The following is an 18,427-nucleotide window of genomic DNA, read 5'->3' on the forward strand; positions in this document are numbered from 1 at the left end:
TGTTTTTATGCCTTCCACACATACCTTTTTATAACCAGGGCTGCAAACTTAGGCAGCACCAACTGCCGCCTAAATCGGGACGGTTCCTTTACCAGCCGGTACAGCCATTCTATTTTCATCCTTTGGGCCCACAGGGGTGCCCGCTCTTTACGGCCGGATATCACATCAAAACTGCCGCCCACCCCCATGGCCACCGGCACACCCATCTTTGGCTGGTGCCTGGCAATCCACTCCTCCTGCCGGGGCATGCCCAGGGCCACAAAAAGCAGGTGGGGTTTTGCCTCACAGATTAAATCCACAATCCGCCGGCTTTCGCCGTCGGTAAAGTAGCCGTGGTGGGTGCCGACTATGTCCAGGCCGGGAAACTGCTCCTTTAGTTTCTCTCCGGCCTCTTGGGCCACCCCCGGGGATGCCCCCAATAAAAAGACCCGCCAGCCCTCATAATCTCCCCGGGCACACAGGCGCAGCATTAAGTCAATGCCGGTAACCCGCTCGGGCACCGGTGTGCCGGCCATTTTGGCAGCCCAAACAATGCCGGTGCCGTCGGCGGTAACCAAGTCCACCCGGTTGACCAAATCAAGCAAGTCCTGCCGTCCTTGGGCCCGGTACAAATATTCCGGGTTTAATGTAATCACCTGGTGGGGCCGGCCGCTCTTGACAAACCCAGCCAACTTATCCACCGTTTCATTCATATTTAAGGCATCAATGTAGGCGCCCAGCAGCTCAATTCGCAATGTCAAATCCCTCCATGGCTCACAGCATCAAAGTCATAAATTACATCCAGTTACTTTACTTTTTTAATATTACCACTCTTTTACTGCCCTTACAAATCTCTTGCGGCCACCTGACACAAAAAAGGCGGACAGAGTCCGCCACTAGAAATTAAACATCTTTATTACTGAAGCCTCCGGCGGTTCTTCTTGGTCTTCCACCAGGCTGAAAATTTCTTCCTCTTCCGCCCCCATAATTGCCACCTCAACCGGCCGGTCGGGCTTATACTTTCGCAGTTCAATTAAGTTTTCATTGGTTAAATCAATATCCCCCAGCGTTACCTTAATACACTGCTCACCGCTGCCGGCCATTATTTTATTGTAGATTTCTATTTTTTTAATGCAGGCCTTAAATTTTGCACCCATTGGACCTTCCCCCCTTTACCTATAGCCCCCAAAAGGGCAAATTCGTACTACCCTTTACCGCCTAACCTCTCCACCTTGCCAAGTGGCCAAGCCGCACATCCACATGGGTAAAACTGCTGTACCTGCCCACCCCAGGAAAGCCCAGGCCTTCGGCAGCCGACGCCACCTTTTCCGGTGCAGTGCCCTGCACCCTTATGTCGGCGGCATTGCCCAGCACATGTTCACTGCCGGTGGCCCCGCCCACCCGGCGGTTGTGCTGTGGGCAGCGATAGCCCGATGTAATTACCACCGGATAATTGCCCAAGCCGGACCGCAGCCGCTCTAACAGGTGCACCAGGCGGATATTTATCTTTAACCTTCCGCAGCAGGGGCAGGCAAACTCCCCCTCTTTAAAGTTGGCGGTAAGCCTTCTCTTCTGTACCGCCGGGCCGCCGCCCAGCAGCTGCAGGGCCCGCCGGCTTTCTTCCCCCACAATGCCGTCCATGGATAAACCGCAGTAACCCTGTAGAGCCAGCACGGCATCTTTGGTCAGCGGGCCAAAGATGCCATCCGCCGGCCCGGGCTTAAAGCCTGCCGCCGCCAGCTGCCTTTGCAGTTCTACCACTTCACTGCCTTTACTTCCCATTTGCAGCACACTACCACTTCCCGTCAACTATCTTCTTTAAATGTTCCACATCTATATCAGACTGCCTGGCTACCACCATGGTTAGCAAAGTCACCGACCGCTGCAGATCCCTTATGACCGGCTCCATTCTCACCAAGAGGTAGCCGGCAATTACCATGGGAAAGCCGTAGTTGCCAATGGCTTGCAGTAGTTCTTCCATGATATATCACCTCTTTACCTATTGCCTTCGGGAAGGGTAATTTCGTAGCCCAAATCTTGGCCGCCCAGGGCAAATAAAAAGAAAGCTTGGGAACAACCCCAGCTTTCTCTTTTCGCAGCTAATTTTTTATTTTTCTTCATCCTCTTCTACTTCTTCGTCTTCGTCTTCTTCTTCATCTTCCTCTTCTTCATCTTCTTCGTCGTCTAATGCTTCTTCATCATCCAGTTCCTCATCATCTAACTCTTCTTCTTCATCTAATTCTTCTTCATCTAGTTCTTCTTCATCTTCAATGTCAATGATGTCAATGCGTTTTTCATTAGCAATCCAATTAACTTCTTTACCTAGGCTTTCGGCAACAAAGCGCAAGGGCACATAGGTGCTGCCGTCAATTAATTGGGCCGGTACATCTAACTTCATCTCTTTGCCGTCAACTTTGGCAACCGGGTTGTCTATTTGCAGCCAAATATCACCGGAAGTAATGGACTTATTTTCAGCATTCCAATTAACTTCCTGATCCAGCGCTTCAAAAACAACCCTTAAAGGCAGAAGGGTTCTGCCGTCCTTAACAATAGCAGGTTTTTCTGTAACTAATTGGTCTCCGTTAATATAGATGGACGGTGACGCTGCCATGGCTAGGCTGGTACTGAAGAAGAAAATACATAAAGTTAAAAGTGTGATTAGTCTCTTTTTCATCTCTTACCTTTTCCCCCTCTTATAATTTTTATAAAATTAACTTGCTATTCTGTACTAATGCTGTTTTTGACAACCCCCTTCCTATTGGTTTACTAAAAACTAGTTTGACGTTTTATGTAAAAATCCTTCCAGAACATAGATAAATCCCAGACAGGAGATAATATTTATGGAATTTTGCAAATATTTTTCGATTTAGGGGGGTTGGTCGTGGGGCTCTTCCTGCACTATAGGGAAATTCAAGCACAGTCGGAGGCTGATAGGCTGCTGCGGGAATACTGGTTGAAAGAGACCTTTCTTCACTGGGAATGGTGGCTTATGCTGGCCCTTACTATAATCCCTTGGATTATCTGGTGGAAAATTGTAGATCGCAAACGCCTATTTGAAATACTTACCTATGGCTTTTTTGTTATGATGATATCCATAATTCTTGATGCAGTGGGTGTAGAGTTTGACCTATGGGACTACAGGCACCGGATAGTGCCTTTTTTTGATGTTTTTGTCACCTACGACATGGCTGTGATGCCGGTTATATATATGGTGATTTACCAGTTTTTTAATGGCTGGAAATCATTCATAATTGCCAGTATTCTTGTTTCAGCGGTTTTTGCCTTTATCTCTGAACCATTACTGGTATGGATGGATCTTTATCTGCTCATAAATTGGAGTTATTTTTATTCTTTTCCCATCTACTTTGCCATTGCCCTTGCCTTTAAATATGTAATGATAAAGCTTATAAAGATTTCTGCCAGGGGCCTTTGACATTTCTGAATATAGCTAATAGGGGTGGGGCAAATATCCCCACCCCGGTTAACTACTGCAAAATGTTTAAATCAGTTACTTCACGGGTTACAATTCTAGCTGCCACAATACCCACCAGACTGCCGCCGCTGCTGGTAAACACATCCTTTTCCACAATTGCTTCCATGGCATCCCTCACTTGCTGCTCGTCAAGAGCAGGCTGGGGATCTGCCACACGCAGTGTTACCCTGCTGCCACCGGCATTGACAAAGATCATCTCCAAAGTAGCACCCATTGGACCTTCCTCCTATCCTATAAATTTTGTCCTTTTACTGTTCAATCAACTGGTTGGCATCAATTCGTTCTATGGCATTTAGCGTAAAGGTCTGCAAACCTGCCAGCAGCTCGGCCACCTCATAGACCTTTTGATCCTCGGCATCCATTTTTATGTTTCGGTAGGACCGGTTTACAAAAACCGGATTGCCCTGATGGTCAGTGCCGGTTTGCAGCTTTAAACGCAGTGTAGAGTCAGTAATATTTCTGATAACAGCCATCTTATCTCCCCCTTTCACCCTATAGCCTTTTTATTGGTTATAATCGTAGCCCCATTAATATTTTTATCTGGCAGGGGCTCAATTCATTGAGCCCTTGAAGAGCCTCAATTTATTCCTGATCTTTCTTAGTCTGGCCCGGATAGCACCCTCGGTAACCCCCTCCTCCCTGGCAATCTGGGTATTACTTTTACCCTCAATAAACTTTTTATAAATTAATTCTCGCTGCCGGGCTTGCAATAATTTCATTGCCTCCCGCAGCTCCACACCTAAAATCACATTCTCTTCAAAATCACCGCTTGAAGGCTGCATATGAAGTAAGGCATCTTGCTTTTCCTGCCCTTTGGCATAGGCCCTGTGCTTTTCAATCTGCACCTCGTTATTATTGCCCTCTGCCCTAAGCATTTCATACATCACCGCATCAATCTCCGGACTTAGTTCGCTTCTGGCTATTACCGACTTACTGCCGTCAGCAAAGCAATAGACATATTCACTGAAATCGTCCTTCCTTGGGGTGCGGGTGGGAAAGCAGCCCACCCTTTTCATTTTTTTATTAGTTCTAATCATTTAACATCTCTCCTTAGAAAATCTGGGCTTGTCCTGGGAGAAAAGAAAAAAAGCCGAACAGCAGCTAAAATTAATTAGCTCTGTCCGGCCCTTTGGTAGTTCACAGCGACTCCACCGCTCGGTACTCCCCTATGAAATTGCACCTGCACAAAATGAAAAAAGCCGGATAACTACTGTCAAAGTAGCTATCCGGCCATTAGGTCACTCATTATGTACGGTGCCCTTGCTCGGTATCTCTTACATTACCCTTTACTTTTCTTCTGGCTACCACCCTGCGGGTTAGCCCGCAGCCATTAAAAGATATTTTAATTATATTTCTGCACTGGCTGCATTTAATAAATACCCCACCCTTTTCCGGGGCACCATCCAGATCAAAGAGACGCCGGCTGCAGACCGGGCAATAAATCTGTTGCAGCATAAAAACCCACCCCCCTTGTAGAGCTTGTATGGATTAATGTAGGCATATTATAGCACCGAACATTTGTTCTGTGCCACCCGCTAAACAAGCCATAATTAACCAAATAATTCAGAAAACTCTACCATAATAAGGAAAACCCGGTTTTTCTAAGTCTGAGATGTTTTTTGGAAACAAAAAGTACCCCCCTAAGCCCTAGGAAGGTACCCATCAATAGCCACTTAACCTTTTGCTGTTGACCTTTCCCCTAATAATCCAATAGGTTTCATTGCCATCGAAACTGCCTTTCCACGCAAGCTCTTCCTTGCAATTAGTACATATTAGGTGGCCCTCGTTATTTTCAAGATCCACAGCAGATGCTATGATTCTATGAACCTGCAGCTTTATTAAATTCCCCTTACTACCCTTTGCATATATTACCATGGGTGTTTTGCAATTCCCACAGGAAACCTCAAGCGGAAAGGTGTTTCTTTTTTTTCTATATTTAGGGTTTTTATATTTCATGTTGTTATCCCCCCACGCCCTATTGTTTCTTATACCGGCAGTATTGTCAACACCGGTTTTAACAACACCTATAAAGCATTTACCTTATTAACACGATAAAGTATTTGGTCAAAAAAATACCCTGTCGGACCAGAACTGCAGCTCGACGGGGTATTTAATTTCTATCTTTAGTTTTACTTCCCTTTACCAAACGACTAGCTGCCCAGTAAATGGCAACCCCAAGGCTGGCCCCGGTGCTATCAATTAAAACATCCCGAACCTCTCCACTTCTGCCGGGGATAAATAATTGATGGATTTCATCCGATATGGCATAAAGAACACAAATTCCCAGAGTTATAAGCACGCTGCGGTAACCAGGTACACCACTTCTTCTAAGGGCATTTATCACTAACATGCCCAATACCAAATAGGCAAAAAAGTGGGCGTTCTTTCTTACTATATTATTGAAACTTCTTATATCAAACTCCGCATTGGGAGCAATTTTTTCTACTGTTTTTACAATAAGCTCTGTTATTCCTGTGCTTAATTCGTTTGATACTGTTGCCGGCTGGTGTGATAAATGGAATATCAATGCCATCCATAGAATAACAAGTGACCAAGAAAGAAATTTTTTAATGGACATATATTTTTCCTTTTTTATCACTCTTTAGTAACCGCTGCCTCATCAAGTGCAATAATCTTTCTTAGGTACTCTAGAAATCCTTCTCGCAAATCTTCTCTTCTTAATGCATGCTCTACAGTGGCCTCTAAAAAGCCCTGTTTGTCTCCTACATCATACCTTCTACCTTCAAAGCTATAAGCATAAACCGCCTCTTGCCGAGCCAGTTCTTTTAAGGCATCAGTTAGTTGAATCTCTCCACCTTTTCCCGGTTGGGTATGTTCTAGAATATCAAATATAGCGGAATTAATAATGTATCTACCTAAAATAGCTACATTAGAGGGTGCATCTTTTATAGCAGGTTTTTCTATTAAATCCTTAACCTTATATACCTTACCCTCGATATGTTTTCCATCCACTATGCCATATTTATTAACATCTTCTTCCGGTACTTCCTGAACCCCTAAAACTGTGGTCTTATATTCTTGATAAACCTCTATCATTTGCTTTAGGCAAGGCTTATCTGCATAGACTATGTCATCCCCTAATAGCACTGCAAAGGGTTCATTGCCGATAAAGCTTTTGGCGCAGTAAATGGCATGGCCTAATCCCTTTGGCTCCTTTTGACGGATATAATGAATATTCACCATATCTGAGATTTTCCTAACCTCTTTTAGCAGATCATCTTTGCCCTTCTTCTCTAATTCAAGCTCTAGTTCGATGGATCTATCAAAGTGATCCTCAATGGACTTTTTGTTTCTGCCGGTGATAATCAATATTTCATCTATACCAGAATCCACAGCCTCTTCGATAATGTATTGTAGTGTTGGTTTATCCACTATGGGTAACATTTCTTTAGGTTGTGCCTTTGTAGCCGGTAAGAAACGAGTACCTAAACCTGCCGCCGGTATAATTGCTTTGCGTACATTCATTTAGCTGGCCCCCTTAATCCCTACTATATAAATCCCTAGATCACATCTGATATGTCTTTAAATGTTGACTTAACTACCTGCCGGCAAGGATCTGTACAATACTTATTCACTAACTTATCAAAAGGTAAATTGTCCTTTTCTGACATAAATGCATCACGTTTTGGATTAAAATGCACGGACTTAATTGCTGCCGAATTATATTTAACAGCTTCTTGTATATCAACTTCCTGATACATCATCCCATCTTTTATTTCATCAAATAACACTTGTCCAGCCTTACTATTTATAAATAGTAATGAAGTTCCCTTATCATCATTCATTTCGGGTAATATGTTTTGAATACCCCAAAAATCAGCCAAAGTTATATCACTTTGACGGTTTAATCCTTTAAATTTACAATGGTAGCAAGATGGCCTTAAACAGACATCCTTTAAAAAGGCTCTCATGTATAAATCTTTACGAAGATTTTGCAGATACTCTGTATTATTCTTAAATAAGAATAATACAGAGTATTGCTTCCAGCCGTCATCCTTCCGTCTGAAAGCAATTCTCTTTGCCGGTGAACCGGCAAATTTTTCACGAAATTTTACATATTTTCTCCAAACATCCGGAGAAGGTACCCCATGACAAATAATATCTATCATAAAAAGATTAGTATATGACTCACCTAAAAAATTCTTAAGTCCTGCAATCTGACAAGGCGTACCTGTAAATAGTACCTCTCTACCTGATTGCAAAAACTCTTTTGCTTGCTTATACGAATCCCCTATCTTACTTTGGACATACTTTGAACCTCTAAGTTTCCAAAGTATTCTTTTTGTTTCCACAAAACTATGCTCTACTTCAAATTCATTGTTAAAGCTCGCTCCAAAAACAACCCCACCTTGGTCTATTACCTGTTCTGCAATTAATGTAAAAATACCACCAGATGAGCTATCTAATCTAATCTTTTCATCATTATTAATACACGAATATGCAATCGGATCATTAAATACTTGCTTTCTATTAATTATTGGACATACATTTGCGCATTTATTACATTTTATGCATAAACTATAGTCAACCGATGGATATAAAAATCCTTCTTCATCTGTTTCCATAGAAGTAGAGTTTGTAGGACATATATTTTCACATGCATGGCATCCCATACAGTCCTTCTTTTCTTTTAACTCTTTATCGATCATAGCACACCCACCTATTAGCTAATTATCCCACTTAAATACCCGTCCAACAACTCTTCTTATTGGTTTTCCGATCAAGTCCTTCTCGTATTGATTCATTCCAAGAAGCCACATTGAAGTGCAAAATATGATAACATAAATGATTCCAAATCCTAAGAAGGATAATATATTATAAAGGTTAAACATTTTATTTATTAATATACCAACCAGTATTGGCAGTACTAAAGCTGGCAGGAAACTAAGTATCTGTTTCCAAAAGTACCTCATATCTAAGCCAACTTTAACATGATTATACCAATTCATAATGAATCCATTTCCAATTATAAGTGCAGTGGCTGTACCAATGGCAGCTCCTACTTCACCATACATCTTTGCCAAAGGGATTGTTATTATTACATTAATAATTGCAATAAACAAATAGACCCAAGTTGGAAATTGATGCATGTTTTTTGCTCGTTGTATTTCTATTCCTATGTTTTGAATGAGTGGTATAGTTACAGGTATTGCTAATAATAAAACTACTGGGTACGAACCATCATAATTATTACCTGCCCACATATTAATAAATGGTCTACCAAAAAAGATTAGACCCGTTAAAATTAATGAAAGTATAATAAACTGTATTCTTCCAATTCTCGTGAATAACTTAGCTAACTCATCGTTATTGTCAGCACTGGCCACTAGTCTATGCACCCTGGGAATAAACACACTAGATATAGCCGTTGAAAGCGACAAATAATAAGTATTTAACTGTGCTGCTAGACCATAAATAGCAACAGAAATCGTTCCATGGAATCTACCTAAAATAAATTTATCAACATTCCAATTAATCTGATCAATTACTAGATTAATAAAGATATATGAAGAGAAAACCGTCATTTCCCTCATCAACTTAAAATCAAATTTCCTAAAAGAAAATCTCATTTTTAGTTTTTTAATACAATAAATGGCATTAATAATCTCAATAGAAATATTTAGAGCAGTAGTCATAACCACCATTCCTACAGAACCGTAACCCATAAGCAAAACGGGTAATACAACAAATGGATTGACTACAATTTTAATCATTTGAACTAATTTTTGAAAGATAAACCGTTCATTGGCGGTAATGTGAGCAGTAAAAACAATGTTAGGAAATGAGATAGCTAAATTTATTACGAGGATCATCATCAATATCTTTGCTCTGGATAACTCGGTACTAGTAAGCTCCGATCCAAAAATCGCTTCAGTATTTAAAGCTAATATTGTTCCAGCAAAAACAGCTATCAGTCCAAGAATGGAAAAAATAATTAAAAACATACCATTCAAAGTAGCAATTTTTTCTTTATCTGCTTGAACTTTATACCTTGAATAGTAACGCATATAAGCACTGCCAAACCCAAAGTTTAATACTCCTAAATAAGCAACAACTGCTGCTACTAGGTTATAAAGACCATATTCGCTCTGCCCAAGTAATCTTAGCATTATTGGAGTATAGATAATTGATACTACATAACCTAACCCCATAGATATATATGATAAGGCAGCTCCAGCCTTTAATTGGTTTACCTTCATAATTTATTCTAATCCTCAATCTCCAAAGCATTTTTTAAATAGTCTAGTGATTTCTTCCTTTCAGCTTCTAAAATTGGTGGCACATGAGAGTAATCAGTTTCGAATACATTATCTTGCCATGATATGTTTTCAGCTTTTCTAGAGTTCAATTTGAATTTATTTAAAAGCGTATCAATTCTAGAATACATTGAAGTAGAACCCATCCTTTCAAACACTATAAAAGGCTTTTCTAAAAGTATTGAAAAAACTGCACCATGAAATGAATCTGTACAAAATATACTGCAGTCATTAATATAATCTATAAATTCACTAGGGCCTGTACGATAAGTTTCCTTTTCTCTAATATCCCCTAGGTTAATTACTTCCAATTTGTTTTCTTTAACTATGTTTTTAATTTGCTTTTTATAATTATCTGGCATACCACCTAAAAAATAAGTTAATAGATATTTTCCTTTAGGTTTGTTATTAGCTTGTTTTGCTATAGATAACCACTTTTCCTTCGTTAAAAGTAGTGTCGGATCAACTAATACTGGAGCATCCCTACCGGTTAACTCTTTGATTATTTTAGCACCATCATCTTCTCTAACAGACAACTTGTGCATACCGGAAAGCCATTTTTTATAATTTTTTGTGAATTCCGGTTTTATTTCAGATATACCAAAACTCGGTGCATAGGCTATTCTTTTATGTTTTTCTGCAAAGGTCAGGAAAAAGAAAGAAGTGCCATGCAGATTATTAGGATTCCAAACTTGATCACTGCCAGTAACAAAATAATCATATCGTTCAGATAAGTTTCCTGGAATATCACTTTTAGAAATAGCATAGTCGGTTTCTTTTATGTATTTTAAAGTAAACCTTTTAAATTCTTCAGTTCTTTTTGCAATGGTATCTTTTCTTATATTTTTCCAGATTCTATTGTAAGTTTTAATATATATTTCTTTAATACTACTCTTTCTTAGATTATTGATTCTTCTTTCTAGGCTTACCCCGCTTTTTGCTCTATCATTAATAATTGTCTCACAATAAAACCCCGAATTTTCTAGCACTTCTTGCATTGCATAATTTTGCAATCTATTACCATAATTAAAATAACCATTTAATGTTAATATTGCAATTTTTCTCATAGCCCTGCCCCTGTTATCCTTCTGAATTTATTATAATTAACACCTTCATTAATCCATGTCGTTTTTGATTCTTTCTAAAAATTTGGCTGCTAAATCTTCATGATTTAAGACACTTGCAGTATCTATTGCACTATATATAATTCTTTTTTTGTCTTTTATGTTTAACATAATTGCTTTTTCTAAAGTTACTTTTAAATTCTCAATGTCATCTGGAATACACAAAAAACCATTCTCACCATCAATTATTACCCCATCAATTCCCTCACCCTTAGAGCCTATGGTTATACATCCTTTTGCCATGGCTTCTACATAAACTAACCCAAATGTTTCAGGTGAACTTACCATTGCAAATATATCTGCTTCTTCCATTAACGCTAGTGTTTCATCCCTAGTTTTTTCACCTTCAAAATAAATATAATCTTCACTTCCTAGAGCTTTAACTTGTTTTTCCAGCCTCACTCGTTCAGGTCCATCCCCTATAATTTTCAGAATATAACCTTTTTTGTCTTTTATTCGTGCAAATGCATTTATTAATACATCTACTTTTTTTATTTTTTTCAAGCTACATGCAATCATAATAATTTTATTAGCATTTGCAATTTTTCTTTCTAATTTGTTACTATTTATAATATCTGTTTTATTAATTCCAAATAATATCTTATAGTAATCTTTTTCATTTTTGTTTCCATCATATACTTTTAAAAAGTTTTCTTTAATCTTTTTTGATCTAAACACTATTTTATCTACATTTTGATCAGTATTTATAAATCTTTTATAATTTTTCTTCTTAGATAGATATACTATATCAGAATTGTGTAAGCTTGCTAATAAAACACTATGACATGCCTTTGCAACTAATTCCCCTATATAAATTGATGGATTTAACATGTCACATATTATTATATCAGGGTTTTCTTTGTTAATTATTGTTTTTATAATTTTCTTCGCAACGAGTCTTATATCTTTGTTCCGATATCTTACTTTGGGGATTTTAGGAATAGGTACTCTATAAATATTGACATTGTCTAAAATGAAACTTTCTTCATACGCTAGCTTATTCATTGTCTTTGTTTTTTTTAAACATCTAAATATATTAGGGTAATATGGCCATAGTCTTATTACCTTTAATTCATTTTCTTTAACCCATTCCTTTGCAAAATTATGTACGGCATGTGTCGCTTGTATATTAGATTGACTTACATATCCAGGATATAGTGTTGTAATTAAGAGTATCCTCATTCTTATTCCCCTCATAAAGATCTGTTTTTTCTATATATTTAAGATGAATTTATTTTCTTGATGATTTTACTATCAGGTACTAAAGCTGCCAAAATCATTATTAAAGGCATAATTTGAAAACAATTGTAAATAATAGATGGTATCATGTATATTGCACTTCCAATTAATATAGACAAATATAGATATTTAAAAAAACTACGTTTACTTTTAATAACGGGAAATATAAAAATGAAAACAATATAAATCGTACCTACAATTCCATATCTCTTTAAAAATAGCAACCACTCATTATCTACTGAATGTTCATATTCAATTGACTTAGCAGGTCCTAACCCAAATATTGGACTGCTTTTAAAGTGTACAATATGTTCTTCCCAATTTGAGAGTCTTGCTTGAAAACTTGAGTCTGTTCCTATATTAATTCCCCTCATAAGTCTCCAAGTAAGCTCTTGAGGCAGGAAATTGAATATTATAGTGCCGATAGTTATTAAAAATACAACGGAAAAAATAACAACTTTTACTGCTTTTAAATTAATATTTCCTTTAAGAAAATTACTTATATTAGAGCTAAATAAATATAAAAAGGTAAACATGATTATACCAACACTCATAAAAAGAAATCCACTTCTAGATAGAGTCATAAGTACTCCTACAATAAACACCATCATATATAAGATATTCTTTTTCTCTTTGGTTTTTAAATATAAACCCCAAGACAATATAGCCCCTATCCCTGGCATAACTGCATATTCATTAGGATTAGATGTCATGCCAATTACCCTTGGAAAAGGATAATTATTAACTAAAGTTCTAAATTGAGTAGGTGCTATTATTTGAACATATTTTTCATTTAGATTAAATAAATTAAAGTATTGTTGAGTAGCAATTGCCACAGATATTAATAATATAAAAATTGTAAATTTTAAAATCTTGAGTTTATCTTTTTCATTTTTAATTGTCAATAAAATAATTAAATAAATTCCAAGATAAATAAAAATTTTATACAACTCAAAGAAATCGCTAGGTAAAACTTTTATTCCTTTAATTGAACCCACCAATATGGATAATATTATAAAAAAAGAAAAACTTAGATATAGAACTGGAAACCTTATGTTTTGTCTATTTATCCCAGTTTTCTTTCTTAACATTAGTTTCATGTACAAAAAAATTGCACAAATAACTACTATAACTTGTTCTACTCTAAATGCGGGTAAGCTAGTAATTCTAATATCAGGAATTAATATTATTGAAAAAACTATTATATAAATCATCCATAGGTTACTAGATGAATGTTTTTCATAATTATGCCTATCTATCATAAAATTCTCCTGTATTCCCTAATTATTTTTCCCCCAACAACCTCTGATGAGAATTTTTCTTTTATTTCTGTCGCTATGCTTTTTCTATTATATTTACCACTTTGTTGTTTCATATATTTCATGGCTTCTGTTAATTCTATTTTATTATCTACTTCAATTAATAAGCCATTTTTATCATTAATAAACATTTCTGGGCCACCACACTTAGTAGCAATAACCGGAAGTCCTGTTGCCATGGCTTCAATATAGGCTACCCCAAAGGTTTCTAGCTTTGATGCCAAGACAAAACAATGACTTTCTTGCATTTTTTTTGCAATAGTTTTCCTATCCACTAACCCCTCTAAAAACACTTGATTTGCCAAATCCAATTTTTTAATTAATGTTTCAAGAGTTTTTCTTTCTGGCCCTTCTCCATAAATGTATAATTTTATTTTTTTCTTACCTTTGAATGCATCATAAAATGATTTGATTAATAAGACCATTCGTTTGTTTGCTAACAAGTTACCAACTGATATAAAATTAAATGTATCGTAAAATTTATTAAAAGGTTTATACCGAAAGTTTGATGTATCAACTATGTTAGGGATTACTATCGAGGCTACTCCAAATTTATTTTTTAAATTATCAGCTAAATAATTACTAACAGTTATTACTTTTTTCATATAAATATATGTATTATTGCCTATATCCTGATGATAGCCACTTAGCTCATCTTGGTTCATTCCCGAAAAGTGTTCCGTATGTATTAATGGAATACCTGAGTTTTTAAATAACTCAGCAGTTATATATCCCATACCAATAAAATGAGAATGAATTATATCCGGTTCTCCATACTTATTGACTATTTTTTTATATAACCTATTTAATGCAGCTTTTTTGATTTTATTTAAAATATAATTAGGTATCCTACCACAAGGAATATTTATGGCCTCTATTTGTACCCCTTCTTTAACGAAGCTTTCATAGCCCCATTTTCGCCATCTGCGTATAGATCTAACATCTATTACAGCATATACCACTTCAACACCAGCTTTAACAAGAGCCTTTACTTGGTCAAATTCAAAAATGCCATTCATTTTATATTTTTCAGTTGGATAACCCCTCGAAACTATTAATACTTTCATAAATTCAGCCCTTTATGATTTTTATGAACTAACTATTCTTCTCCATGAGAAACTTTTATCTATTACAAATACATTTTACGAAAATCCTTTTTAATTTTCTCAAGGGATTTATAATAATTCTCTAAAAATAACAAGACCAAGAAGACTAAACTTTTTTGAGTCTTTATTTTCTCATACATCCGTAATCTTCTTATTCTTAAAATCTAGACTTTTAAAATATTGCACTTAGCTTATGTTATATGTTTGTATAATTCTATTAATCTCTTTTTCATTTCCGCCCACGAATAATTATTGTACGCAACTTTAGCATTTTTACCAAGTTCTTCCCAATCTAATGATCGACTAATTATCCTGTTAAGTAATTCTTTAAATGACTCTTCAGAATAATCAATGACATACCCCATCTTATTATCATTGACAATTCTATCAATGCCAGAGTTTCTTGCTACAATTATTGGTTTACCTAGCATCATAGCCTCATAAGCCTTATTGGGTGCAGAAAATTTATGATTAGGTATTCCCGGATCATACAAAGCAAACATAAAATCAGTTTTAGAATAAAGTCTAAGAGCTTCTGTATAATCTATCATTCCATAATAATTAATATTAGAATATTTACGACTCATATCCTCCACATAGTTACTTAATGTCCCCATACCAGCAATATTAAGTATTATTTGTGGATAATCCTTTATCACCTCTAAAGCTGATTTTATAAATCTGCTCTTGCCTAAACCACCTACATAAGTAAAAACGACCTTTTGTTTATGGGTATCCTCTTTTTTGGTTTTAAACATATCATCTATAAGCTCATCTGATACAATTGGAGTATTGTGAATAACTGTGAGATTTTTAGGATTACTACCCTCTATTTGTTTTATCCTATCTTCTGTACAAACAATCGTTGAAATTGCGTTATTTATCACCTTAAACTCTATCCTTCTAATAAATGGTTTTAGCTTTGAAGGTAAAGCACTTCTGCTATCAACATAAAAATCCGCGATATGATAAACATATCCCTTTTTAATTATTTTCGATATTAGAAGCACTGGTAGTCCAACGTCCAAATCAAATGCGTGTATTATATCGTACTTATCTTTGTTCCTTAAAAACCAAATGAACACTATTATTTGAAAGGCAATCAACTGAATAATATTGGTTATTCCTTTCCCAGGCGTGCTTTTGAGGTTTATTTCATAATTGTCAATAATTTTATCAGCAATAGCATAATTTTTCTTTTTTATACCTTTTGTCTTTCCTGAGTATCTATTTCTAGATAATATACAAACACTATCGAGTTCATTGCATAATGCATCTGACACCCTAGCCAGTGCAGCGTTTGTTCTAGCTTCAGCATTTCTTGAAATGCAAACTTTCATCATATCCCTCTTTAAATAAAATTTTCTTCACAAATCAAGTATCTCTACAATTTATAAACACCATCAAAATTGCAGATGTTTTTAGTGTCTAAGATTAACTTGTCTTTCACTAACTCAAGATTGTTTTTTATATGATCATGAGCAGTCATTATAACGAGTATTTCAATTTCATTTAAAAAATCTCCAAAGTTCATAAATTGATGATCAACGATTCTCTTCTTAATAAATGGATCATATACTTTAACTCCAAAAGCTAAATGCTCGTCCATTCTTTTAAGAAGTTGTAATGTTGGGCTTTCTCTGGTGTCATCAACGTTTTCTTTATATGCTAAGCCATATATGCCGATTTTAGAAATATCATTAATTTTATGCTCTCTCATTATATCTCGGATCCTACCTAATACATGAGTAGGCATAGAGTCATTAGTTTTTCTAGCCGTTAATATCAAGTTAGTTAGGTCAGGATAATCGCCCACTAAAAACCATGGATCTACAGATATACAGTGACCTCCTACCCCAGGGCCTGGTTGCAGAATGTTAACTCTTGGGTGCTTATTTGCGATACGAATAATCTCATATACATCCATATTATCTGCTCTGCAAATCTTTGCTAATTCATTAGCAAAAGCTATATTAACATCACGATAGGTATTCTCTACTACCTTTGACATTTCAGCTGTTCTAATATCTGTTAGTACAATTTCAGATTTGCAAAAACTAGAGTATAATTCTTTTACTTTTTCACCAATAACTGAGTCATCAGCACCTATTGTTCTAGAATTATATTCAAGCTCGTAAATCATATTTCCTGGAATAATTCTTTCAGGGGCATGGACTAAGTGAACATCCTCTCCAAGGGTAAAACCTCTTTTTTCTATTGCCGGACGGATATGTTTATCAATAGAACCTGGAGATATTGTTGATTCAATAATTAGCACTGCACCTTTTTCACATACATCAAGAACAGTGTTTACAGCAGATACCACATACTTACAATCAATTTTTTTACTTGAATTAACAAAAGGTGTTGGCACAGTAATTATATAGGTATCTGTTTTCTGATATTCAGTAGTAAACTTAATACCCTTGTTTATGGCTTCCTTAAAAAGCTCTTCTAGGCCTTCTTCTTCAAAAGTTAGTTTGCCTTGTGATAATGAATCTACTAATTCTTGATTAATATCTGTTCCTATGACCTCAATGCCACTTCTTGCAAGCATTAATGCTGTTGGGAGTCCTATATAGCCAAGACCAATTACATTAACCATTATTTGTTCTCCTCCGTCACACAATCAATTACTTGAATCAATTTTTTTGTTAAAACCTTAAAGTCGAATTCTTTAGCTCCTACCCTAGCATTTTGACCTAGTTGATCATATTGTGTCTTTGGCATTTCTTTTATATCTAAAATGGCTCTAGCTAAGTCATCCCCAGAAGCATTTTCAATTTCAATTCCGCATTTATACTTATCTATTATTGAGTAGCCCATTTTCACTGTCGAGATAATTGGTTTGCCCGAAGCCATGTATTCAAATAATTTATTAGAGCTATTTCCTCTAGCCCAGTTGTATTGATTCTGAGAATAATTAAGAATATTGACTGATGATTTACTTAAGATATATGGTATAAAACGTTTATTTACAAAGCCTTTTATTTTAACATTAGTTAAACCCTCAACCATAACTCTTTGTTCTAACATTTTCCTTTGGTCTCCGTCACCATATATTAAAAATTGAATGTCTTTATGGTCTTTTAATCGCAAAGCTACATTCAGGATTTTACCTACATCATTTACAGGCCTAATTGCTCCAACATAAACAACATTAAACTTTTTTGCCTCTAAATCAGGATCATCAAGAATATTTAAGTTTGAGGATTTTATAAAAGCATCTAAATCAACACCATTATTTATGTAATATGCTTTCTTTAAATTAATAACCCCACCTTGAAATAAATCCCATTTCTTCTCTTTGATATAATCTGTATCGCCTTCTTTTGTAAATATAAGTGCATCGGCTTTCTTATAAATCCAGTGTTCCCCTGAAACAAGCACTTTTCCAAGAAGGCTATTTTCTTTGACTTTATTGAATGCAAATATAGCTTCTGGCCATAAATCCCGCACTTCACAAATACAAGGTATATTAAATTTTTTAGCTATTTTAATACCTGCCACTAATGTAAGTGGATGTACACTTGAAGCTAATATAATATCTGGTTTGCCATGTTTCTTTGAGTATTCTTTTGCTACTGGAAATAAGTTTTTATAAAATGAAATCATATTGAGAATTCTTTTTTTTCCATTTCCTTTATATTTTGGAGTTTTAATAAATACAAATGGAATGTTATCTCTCGTGTCAGTTGAATATATTCCTTCTTCAATATCTATAACATCACCAGTATTATGTCTTACATTAGCACAGAAAATAGTTGTATTATAACCATTTTTAATCAGGTTCTTTGCAAACCAATAGTGACGTCCACCACGATTTTGGTACATATCAGTAGCATAATGATTCCATAGCCAAATGTTTTTTTTCTTCAACTTTAAGTCC

General features: G+C 35.9%; 23 protein-coding genes. 1 reads left to right on the forward strand and 22 read right to left on the reverse strand.

All coding sequences use genetic code 11. The annotated features are described in order from the left end of the window. Window positions 1-5 precede the first annotated feature (5 nt). From BR02_RS0103115 to BR02_RS0103140, 6 genes are all read right to left on the reverse strand, one after another. Window positions 6-734, reverse strand: coding sequence for a WecB/TagA/CpsF family glycosyltransferase (locus BR02_RS0103115; protein ID WP_031514090.1), 729 nt, complete (start codon window positions 732-734; stop codon window positions 6-8). A 141-nt stretch (window positions 735-875) separates the two neighbouring features. Then, window positions 876-1,136: a hypothetical protein gene (locus BR02_RS0103120; protein ID WP_031514092.1), complete on the reverse strand. Its 261-nt coding sequence runs from the start codon at window positions 1,134-1,136 to the stop codon at window positions 876-878. 61 nt (window positions 1,137-1,197) lie between these two features. Further along, window positions 1,198-1,761, reverse strand: coding sequence for a D-Ala-D-Ala carboxypeptidase family metallohydrolase (locus tag BR02_RS0103125; protein ID WP_238442393.1), 564 nt, complete (start codon window positions 1,759-1,761; stop codon window positions 1,198-1,200). Window positions 1,762-1,771: 10 nt separating this feature from the next. Then, window positions 1,772-1,960, reverse strand: coding sequence for a YvrJ family protein (locus BR02_RS0103130; RefSeq protein ID WP_031514096.1), 189 nt, complete (start codon window positions 1,958-1,960; stop codon window positions 1,772-1,774). A 14-nt stretch (window positions 1,961-1,974) separates the two neighbouring features. Beyond that, window positions 1,975-2,100 carry a hypothetical protein gene (locus tag BR02_RS15970; RefSeq protein WP_274377102.1) on the reverse strand — a complete coding sequence of 42 codons (126 nt, stop codon included), beginning with the start codon at window positions 2,098-2,100 and terminating at the stop codon, window positions 1,975-1,977. Continuing rightward, window positions 2,087-2,653: a copper amine oxidase N-terminal domain-containing protein gene (locus tag BR02_RS0103140; protein WP_031514097.1), complete on the reverse strand. Its 567-nt coding sequence runs from the start codon at window positions 2,651-2,653 to the stop codon at window positions 2,087-2,089. Before BR02_RS0103140 ends, BR02_RS15970 begins: the two co-directional genes overlap by 14 nt. A 207-nt stretch (window positions 2,654-2,860) precedes the next feature. On the opposite strand from BR02_RS0103140, the gene BR02_RS0103145 reads away from it, so the two are divergent. Beyond that, window positions 2,861-3,412, forward strand: a complete 552-nt coding sequence (locus BR02_RS0103145) for a CBO0543 family protein (RefSeq protein ID WP_051688101.1) — start codon at window positions 2,861-2,863, stop codon at window positions 3,410-3,412. Window positions 3,413-3,464: 52 nt separating this feature from the next. On the opposite strand, the gene BR02_RS0103150 is transcribed toward BR02_RS0103145, so the two are convergent. The 16 genes from BR02_RS0103150 to BR02_RS0103225 all read right to left on the reverse strand — a co-directional run bounded on the left by BR02_RS0103150 (window position 3,465) and on the right by BR02_RS0103225 (window position 18,417). Then, a complete protein-coding gene (locus BR02_RS0103150) occupies window positions 3,465-3,686 on the reverse strand; it encodes a DUF2922 domain-containing protein (protein WP_031514100.1) in 222 nt (73 codons plus the stop codon). Between the two features lie 34 nt (window positions 3,687-3,720). Beyond that, on the reverse strand, window positions 3,721-3,945 hold the full coding sequence (locus tag BR02_RS0103155) for a DUF1659 domain-containing protein (protein ID WP_031514102.1): 225 nt from the start codon (window positions 3,943-3,945) through the stop codon (window positions 3,721-3,723). Window positions 3,946-4,023: 78 nt separating this feature from the next. After that, window positions 4,024-4,509 carry an RNA polymerase sigma factor gene (locus tag BR02_RS14695; RefSeq protein ID WP_031514104.1) on the reverse strand — a complete coding sequence of 162 codons (486 nt, stop codon included), beginning with the start codon at window positions 4,507-4,509 and terminating at the stop codon, window positions 4,024-4,026. A gap of 208 nt (window positions 4,510-4,717) precedes the next feature. Next, entirely contained in the window at window positions 4,718-4,927 is a 210-nt protein-coding gene (locus BR02_RS0103165; protein ID WP_031514106.1) for a hypothetical protein, read from the reverse strand. A gap of 207 nt (window positions 4,928-5,134) precedes the next feature. Continuing rightward, window positions 5,135-5,428, reverse strand: a complete 294-nt coding sequence (locus BR02_RS0103170; protein ID WP_031514108.1) for a hypothetical protein — start codon at window positions 5,426-5,428, stop codon at window positions 5,135-5,137. 154 nt (window positions 5,429-5,582) lie between these two features. Beyond that, on the reverse strand, window positions 5,583-6,050 hold the full coding sequence (locus tag BR02_RS0103175; RefSeq protein WP_034638784.1) for a VanZ family protein: 468 nt from the start codon (window positions 6,048-6,050) through the stop codon (window positions 5,583-5,585). 17 nt (window positions 6,051-6,067) lie between these two features. Next, window positions 6,068-6,958, reverse strand: a complete 891-nt coding sequence (gene galU, locus BR02_RS0103180) for a UTP--glucose-1-phosphate uridylyltransferase GalU (RefSeq protein WP_031514113.1) — start codon at window positions 6,956-6,958, stop codon at window positions 6,068-6,070. A gap of 35 nt (window positions 6,959-6,993) precedes the next feature. After that, window positions 6,994-8,142: a Coenzyme F420 hydrogenase/dehydrogenase, beta subunit C-terminal domain gene (locus BR02_RS0103185; RefSeq protein ID WP_051688102.1), complete on the reverse strand. Its 1,149-nt coding sequence runs from the start codon at window positions 8,140-8,142 to the stop codon at window positions 6,994-6,996. Window positions 8,143-8,160: 18 nt separating this feature from the next. Further along, window positions 8,161-9,693, reverse strand: a complete 1,533-nt coding sequence (locus BR02_RS0103190; protein WP_031514117.1) for a lipopolysaccharide biosynthesis protein — start codon at window positions 9,691-9,693, stop codon at window positions 8,161-8,163. An 8-nt stretch (window positions 9,694-9,701) separates the two neighbouring features. Further along, entirely contained in the window at window positions 9,702-10,817 is a 1,116-nt protein-coding gene (locus tag BR02_RS0103195; RefSeq protein ID WP_031514119.1) for a polysaccharide pyruvyl transferase family protein, read from the reverse strand. 48 nt (window positions 10,818-10,865) lie between these two features. Then, window positions 10,866-12,056, reverse strand: coding sequence for a glycosyltransferase (locus tag BR02_RS14700; RefSeq protein ID WP_031514121.1), 1,191 nt, complete (start codon window positions 12,054-12,056; stop codon window positions 10,866-10,868). A 38-nt stretch (window positions 12,057-12,094) separates the two neighbouring features. Beyond that, entirely contained in the window at window positions 12,095-13,375 is a 1,281-nt protein-coding gene (locus BR02_RS0103205; protein WP_031514123.1) for an O-antigen ligase family protein, read from the reverse strand. Next, complete coding sequence (locus BR02_RS0103210; RefSeq protein ID WP_031514125.1) at window positions 13,372-14,499, reverse strand: glycosyltransferase; 1,128 nt, start codon at window positions 14,497-14,499, stop codon at window positions 13,372-13,374. Before BR02_RS0103210 ends, BR02_RS0103205 begins: the two co-directional genes overlap by 4 nt. Before the next feature lie 230 nt (window positions 14,500-14,729). Beyond that, window positions 14,730-15,878 carry a glycosyltransferase gene (locus BR02_RS0103215; protein ID WP_031514127.1) on the reverse strand — a complete coding sequence of 383 codons (1,149 nt, stop codon included), beginning with the start codon at window positions 15,876-15,878 and terminating at the stop codon, window positions 14,730-14,732. A gap of 44 nt (window positions 15,879-15,922) precedes the next feature. Then, window positions 15,923-17,143, reverse strand: a complete 1,221-nt coding sequence (locus tag BR02_RS0103220) for a nucleotide sugar dehydrogenase (protein WP_031514130.1) — start codon at window positions 17,141-17,143, stop codon at window positions 15,923-15,925. After that, window positions 17,143-18,417 (reverse strand): glycosyltransferase family 4 protein, encoded by a 1,275-nt coding sequence (locus BR02_RS0103225; RefSeq protein WP_031514132.1) that lies wholly within the window; start codon window positions 18,415-18,417, stop codon window positions 17,143-17,145. The genes BR02_RS0103220 and BR02_RS0103225 overlap by 1 nt, the downstream gene beginning before the upstream one ends. Window positions 18,418-18,427 lie beyond the last annotated feature (10 nt).

Source organism: Desulfofalx alkaliphila DSM 12257, from assembly GCF_000711975.1.
Classification (GTDB): Bacteria; Bacillota; Desulfotomaculia; order Desulfotomaculales; family Desulfohalotomaculaceae; genus Desulfofalx; species Desulfofalx alkaliphila.

Excerpts from the sequence above, each read along its gene's own strand:
- BR02_RS0103120 (WP_031514092.1), bottom strand. The coding sequence starts at position 1,136 with ATGGGTGCAAAATTTAAGGCCTGCATTAAAAAAATAGAAATCTACAAT.
- BR02_RS0103125 (WP_238442393.1), bottom strand. The coding sequence starts at position 1,761 with ATGGGAAGTAAAGGCAGTGAAGTGGTAGAACTGCAAAGGCAGCTGGCG.
- BR02_RS0103130 (WP_031514096.1), bottom strand. The coding sequence starts at position 1,960 with ATGGAAGAACTACTGCAAGCCATTGGCAACTACGGCTTTCCCATGGTA.
- BR02_RS15970 (WP_274377102.1), bottom strand. The coding sequence starts at position 2,100 with ATGAAGAAAAATAAAAAATTAGCTGCGAAAAGAGAAAGCTGGGGTTGT.
- BR02_RS0103140 (WP_031514097.1), bottom strand. The coding sequence starts at position 2,653 with ATGAAAAAGAGACTAATCACACTTTTAACTTTATGTATTTTCTTCTTC.
- BR02_RS0103150 (WP_031514100.1), bottom strand. The coding sequence starts at position 3,686 with ATGGGTGCTACTTTGGAGATGATCTTTGTCAATGCCGGTGGCAGCAGG.
- BR02_RS0103155 (WP_031514102.1), bottom strand. The coding sequence starts at position 3,945 with ATGGCTGTTATCAGAAATATTACTGACTCTACACTGCGTTTAAAGCTG.
- BR02_RS14695 (WP_031514104.1), bottom strand. The coding sequence starts at position 4,509 with ATGATTAGAACTAATAAAAAAATGAAAAGGGTGGGCTGCTTTCCCACC.
- BR02_RS0103165 (WP_031514106.1), bottom strand. The coding sequence starts at position 4,927 with ATGCTGCAACAGATTTATTGCCCGGTCTGCAGCCGGCGTCTCTTTGAT.
- BR02_RS0103170 (WP_031514108.1), bottom strand. The coding sequence starts at position 5,428 with ATGAAATATAAAAACCCTAAATATAGAAAAAAAAGAAACACCTTTCCG.
- BR02_RS0103175 (WP_034638784.1), bottom strand. The coding sequence starts at position 6,050 with ATGTCCATTAAAAAATTTCTTTCTTGGTCACTTGTTATTCTATGGATG.
- galU (WP_031514113.1), bottom strand. The coding sequence starts at position 6,958 with ATGAATGTACGCAAAGCAATTATACCGGCGGCAGGTTTAGGTACTCGT.
- BR02_RS0103185 (WP_051688102.1), bottom strand. The coding sequence starts at position 8,142 with ATGATCGATAAAGAGTTAAAAGAAAAGAAGGACTGTATGGGATGCCAT.
- BR02_RS0103190 (WP_031514117.1), bottom strand. The coding sequence starts at position 9,693 with ATGAAGGTAAACCAATTAAAGGCTGGAGCTGCCTTATCATATATATCT.
- BR02_RS0103195 (WP_031514119.1), bottom strand. The coding sequence starts at position 10,817 with ATGAGAAAAATTGCAATATTAACATTAAATGGTTATTTTAATTATGGT.
- BR02_RS14700 (WP_031514121.1), bottom strand. The coding sequence starts at position 12,056 with ATGAGGATACTCTTAATTACAACACTATATCCTGGATATGTAAGTCAA.
- BR02_RS0103205 (WP_031514123.1), bottom strand. The coding sequence starts at position 13,375 with ATGATAGATAGGCATAATTATGAAAAACATTCATCTAGTAACCTATGG.
- BR02_RS0103210 (WP_031514125.1), bottom strand. The coding sequence starts at position 14,499 with ATGAAAGTATTAATAGTTTCGAGGGGTTATCCAACTGAAAAATATAAA.
- BR02_RS0103215 (WP_031514127.1), bottom strand. The coding sequence starts at position 15,878 with ATGAAAGTTTGCATTTCAAGAAATGCTGAAGCTAGAACAAACGCTGCA.
- BR02_RS0103220 (WP_031514130.1), bottom strand. The coding sequence starts at position 17,143 with ATGGTTAATGTAATTGGTCTTGGCTATATAGGACTCCCAACAGCATTA.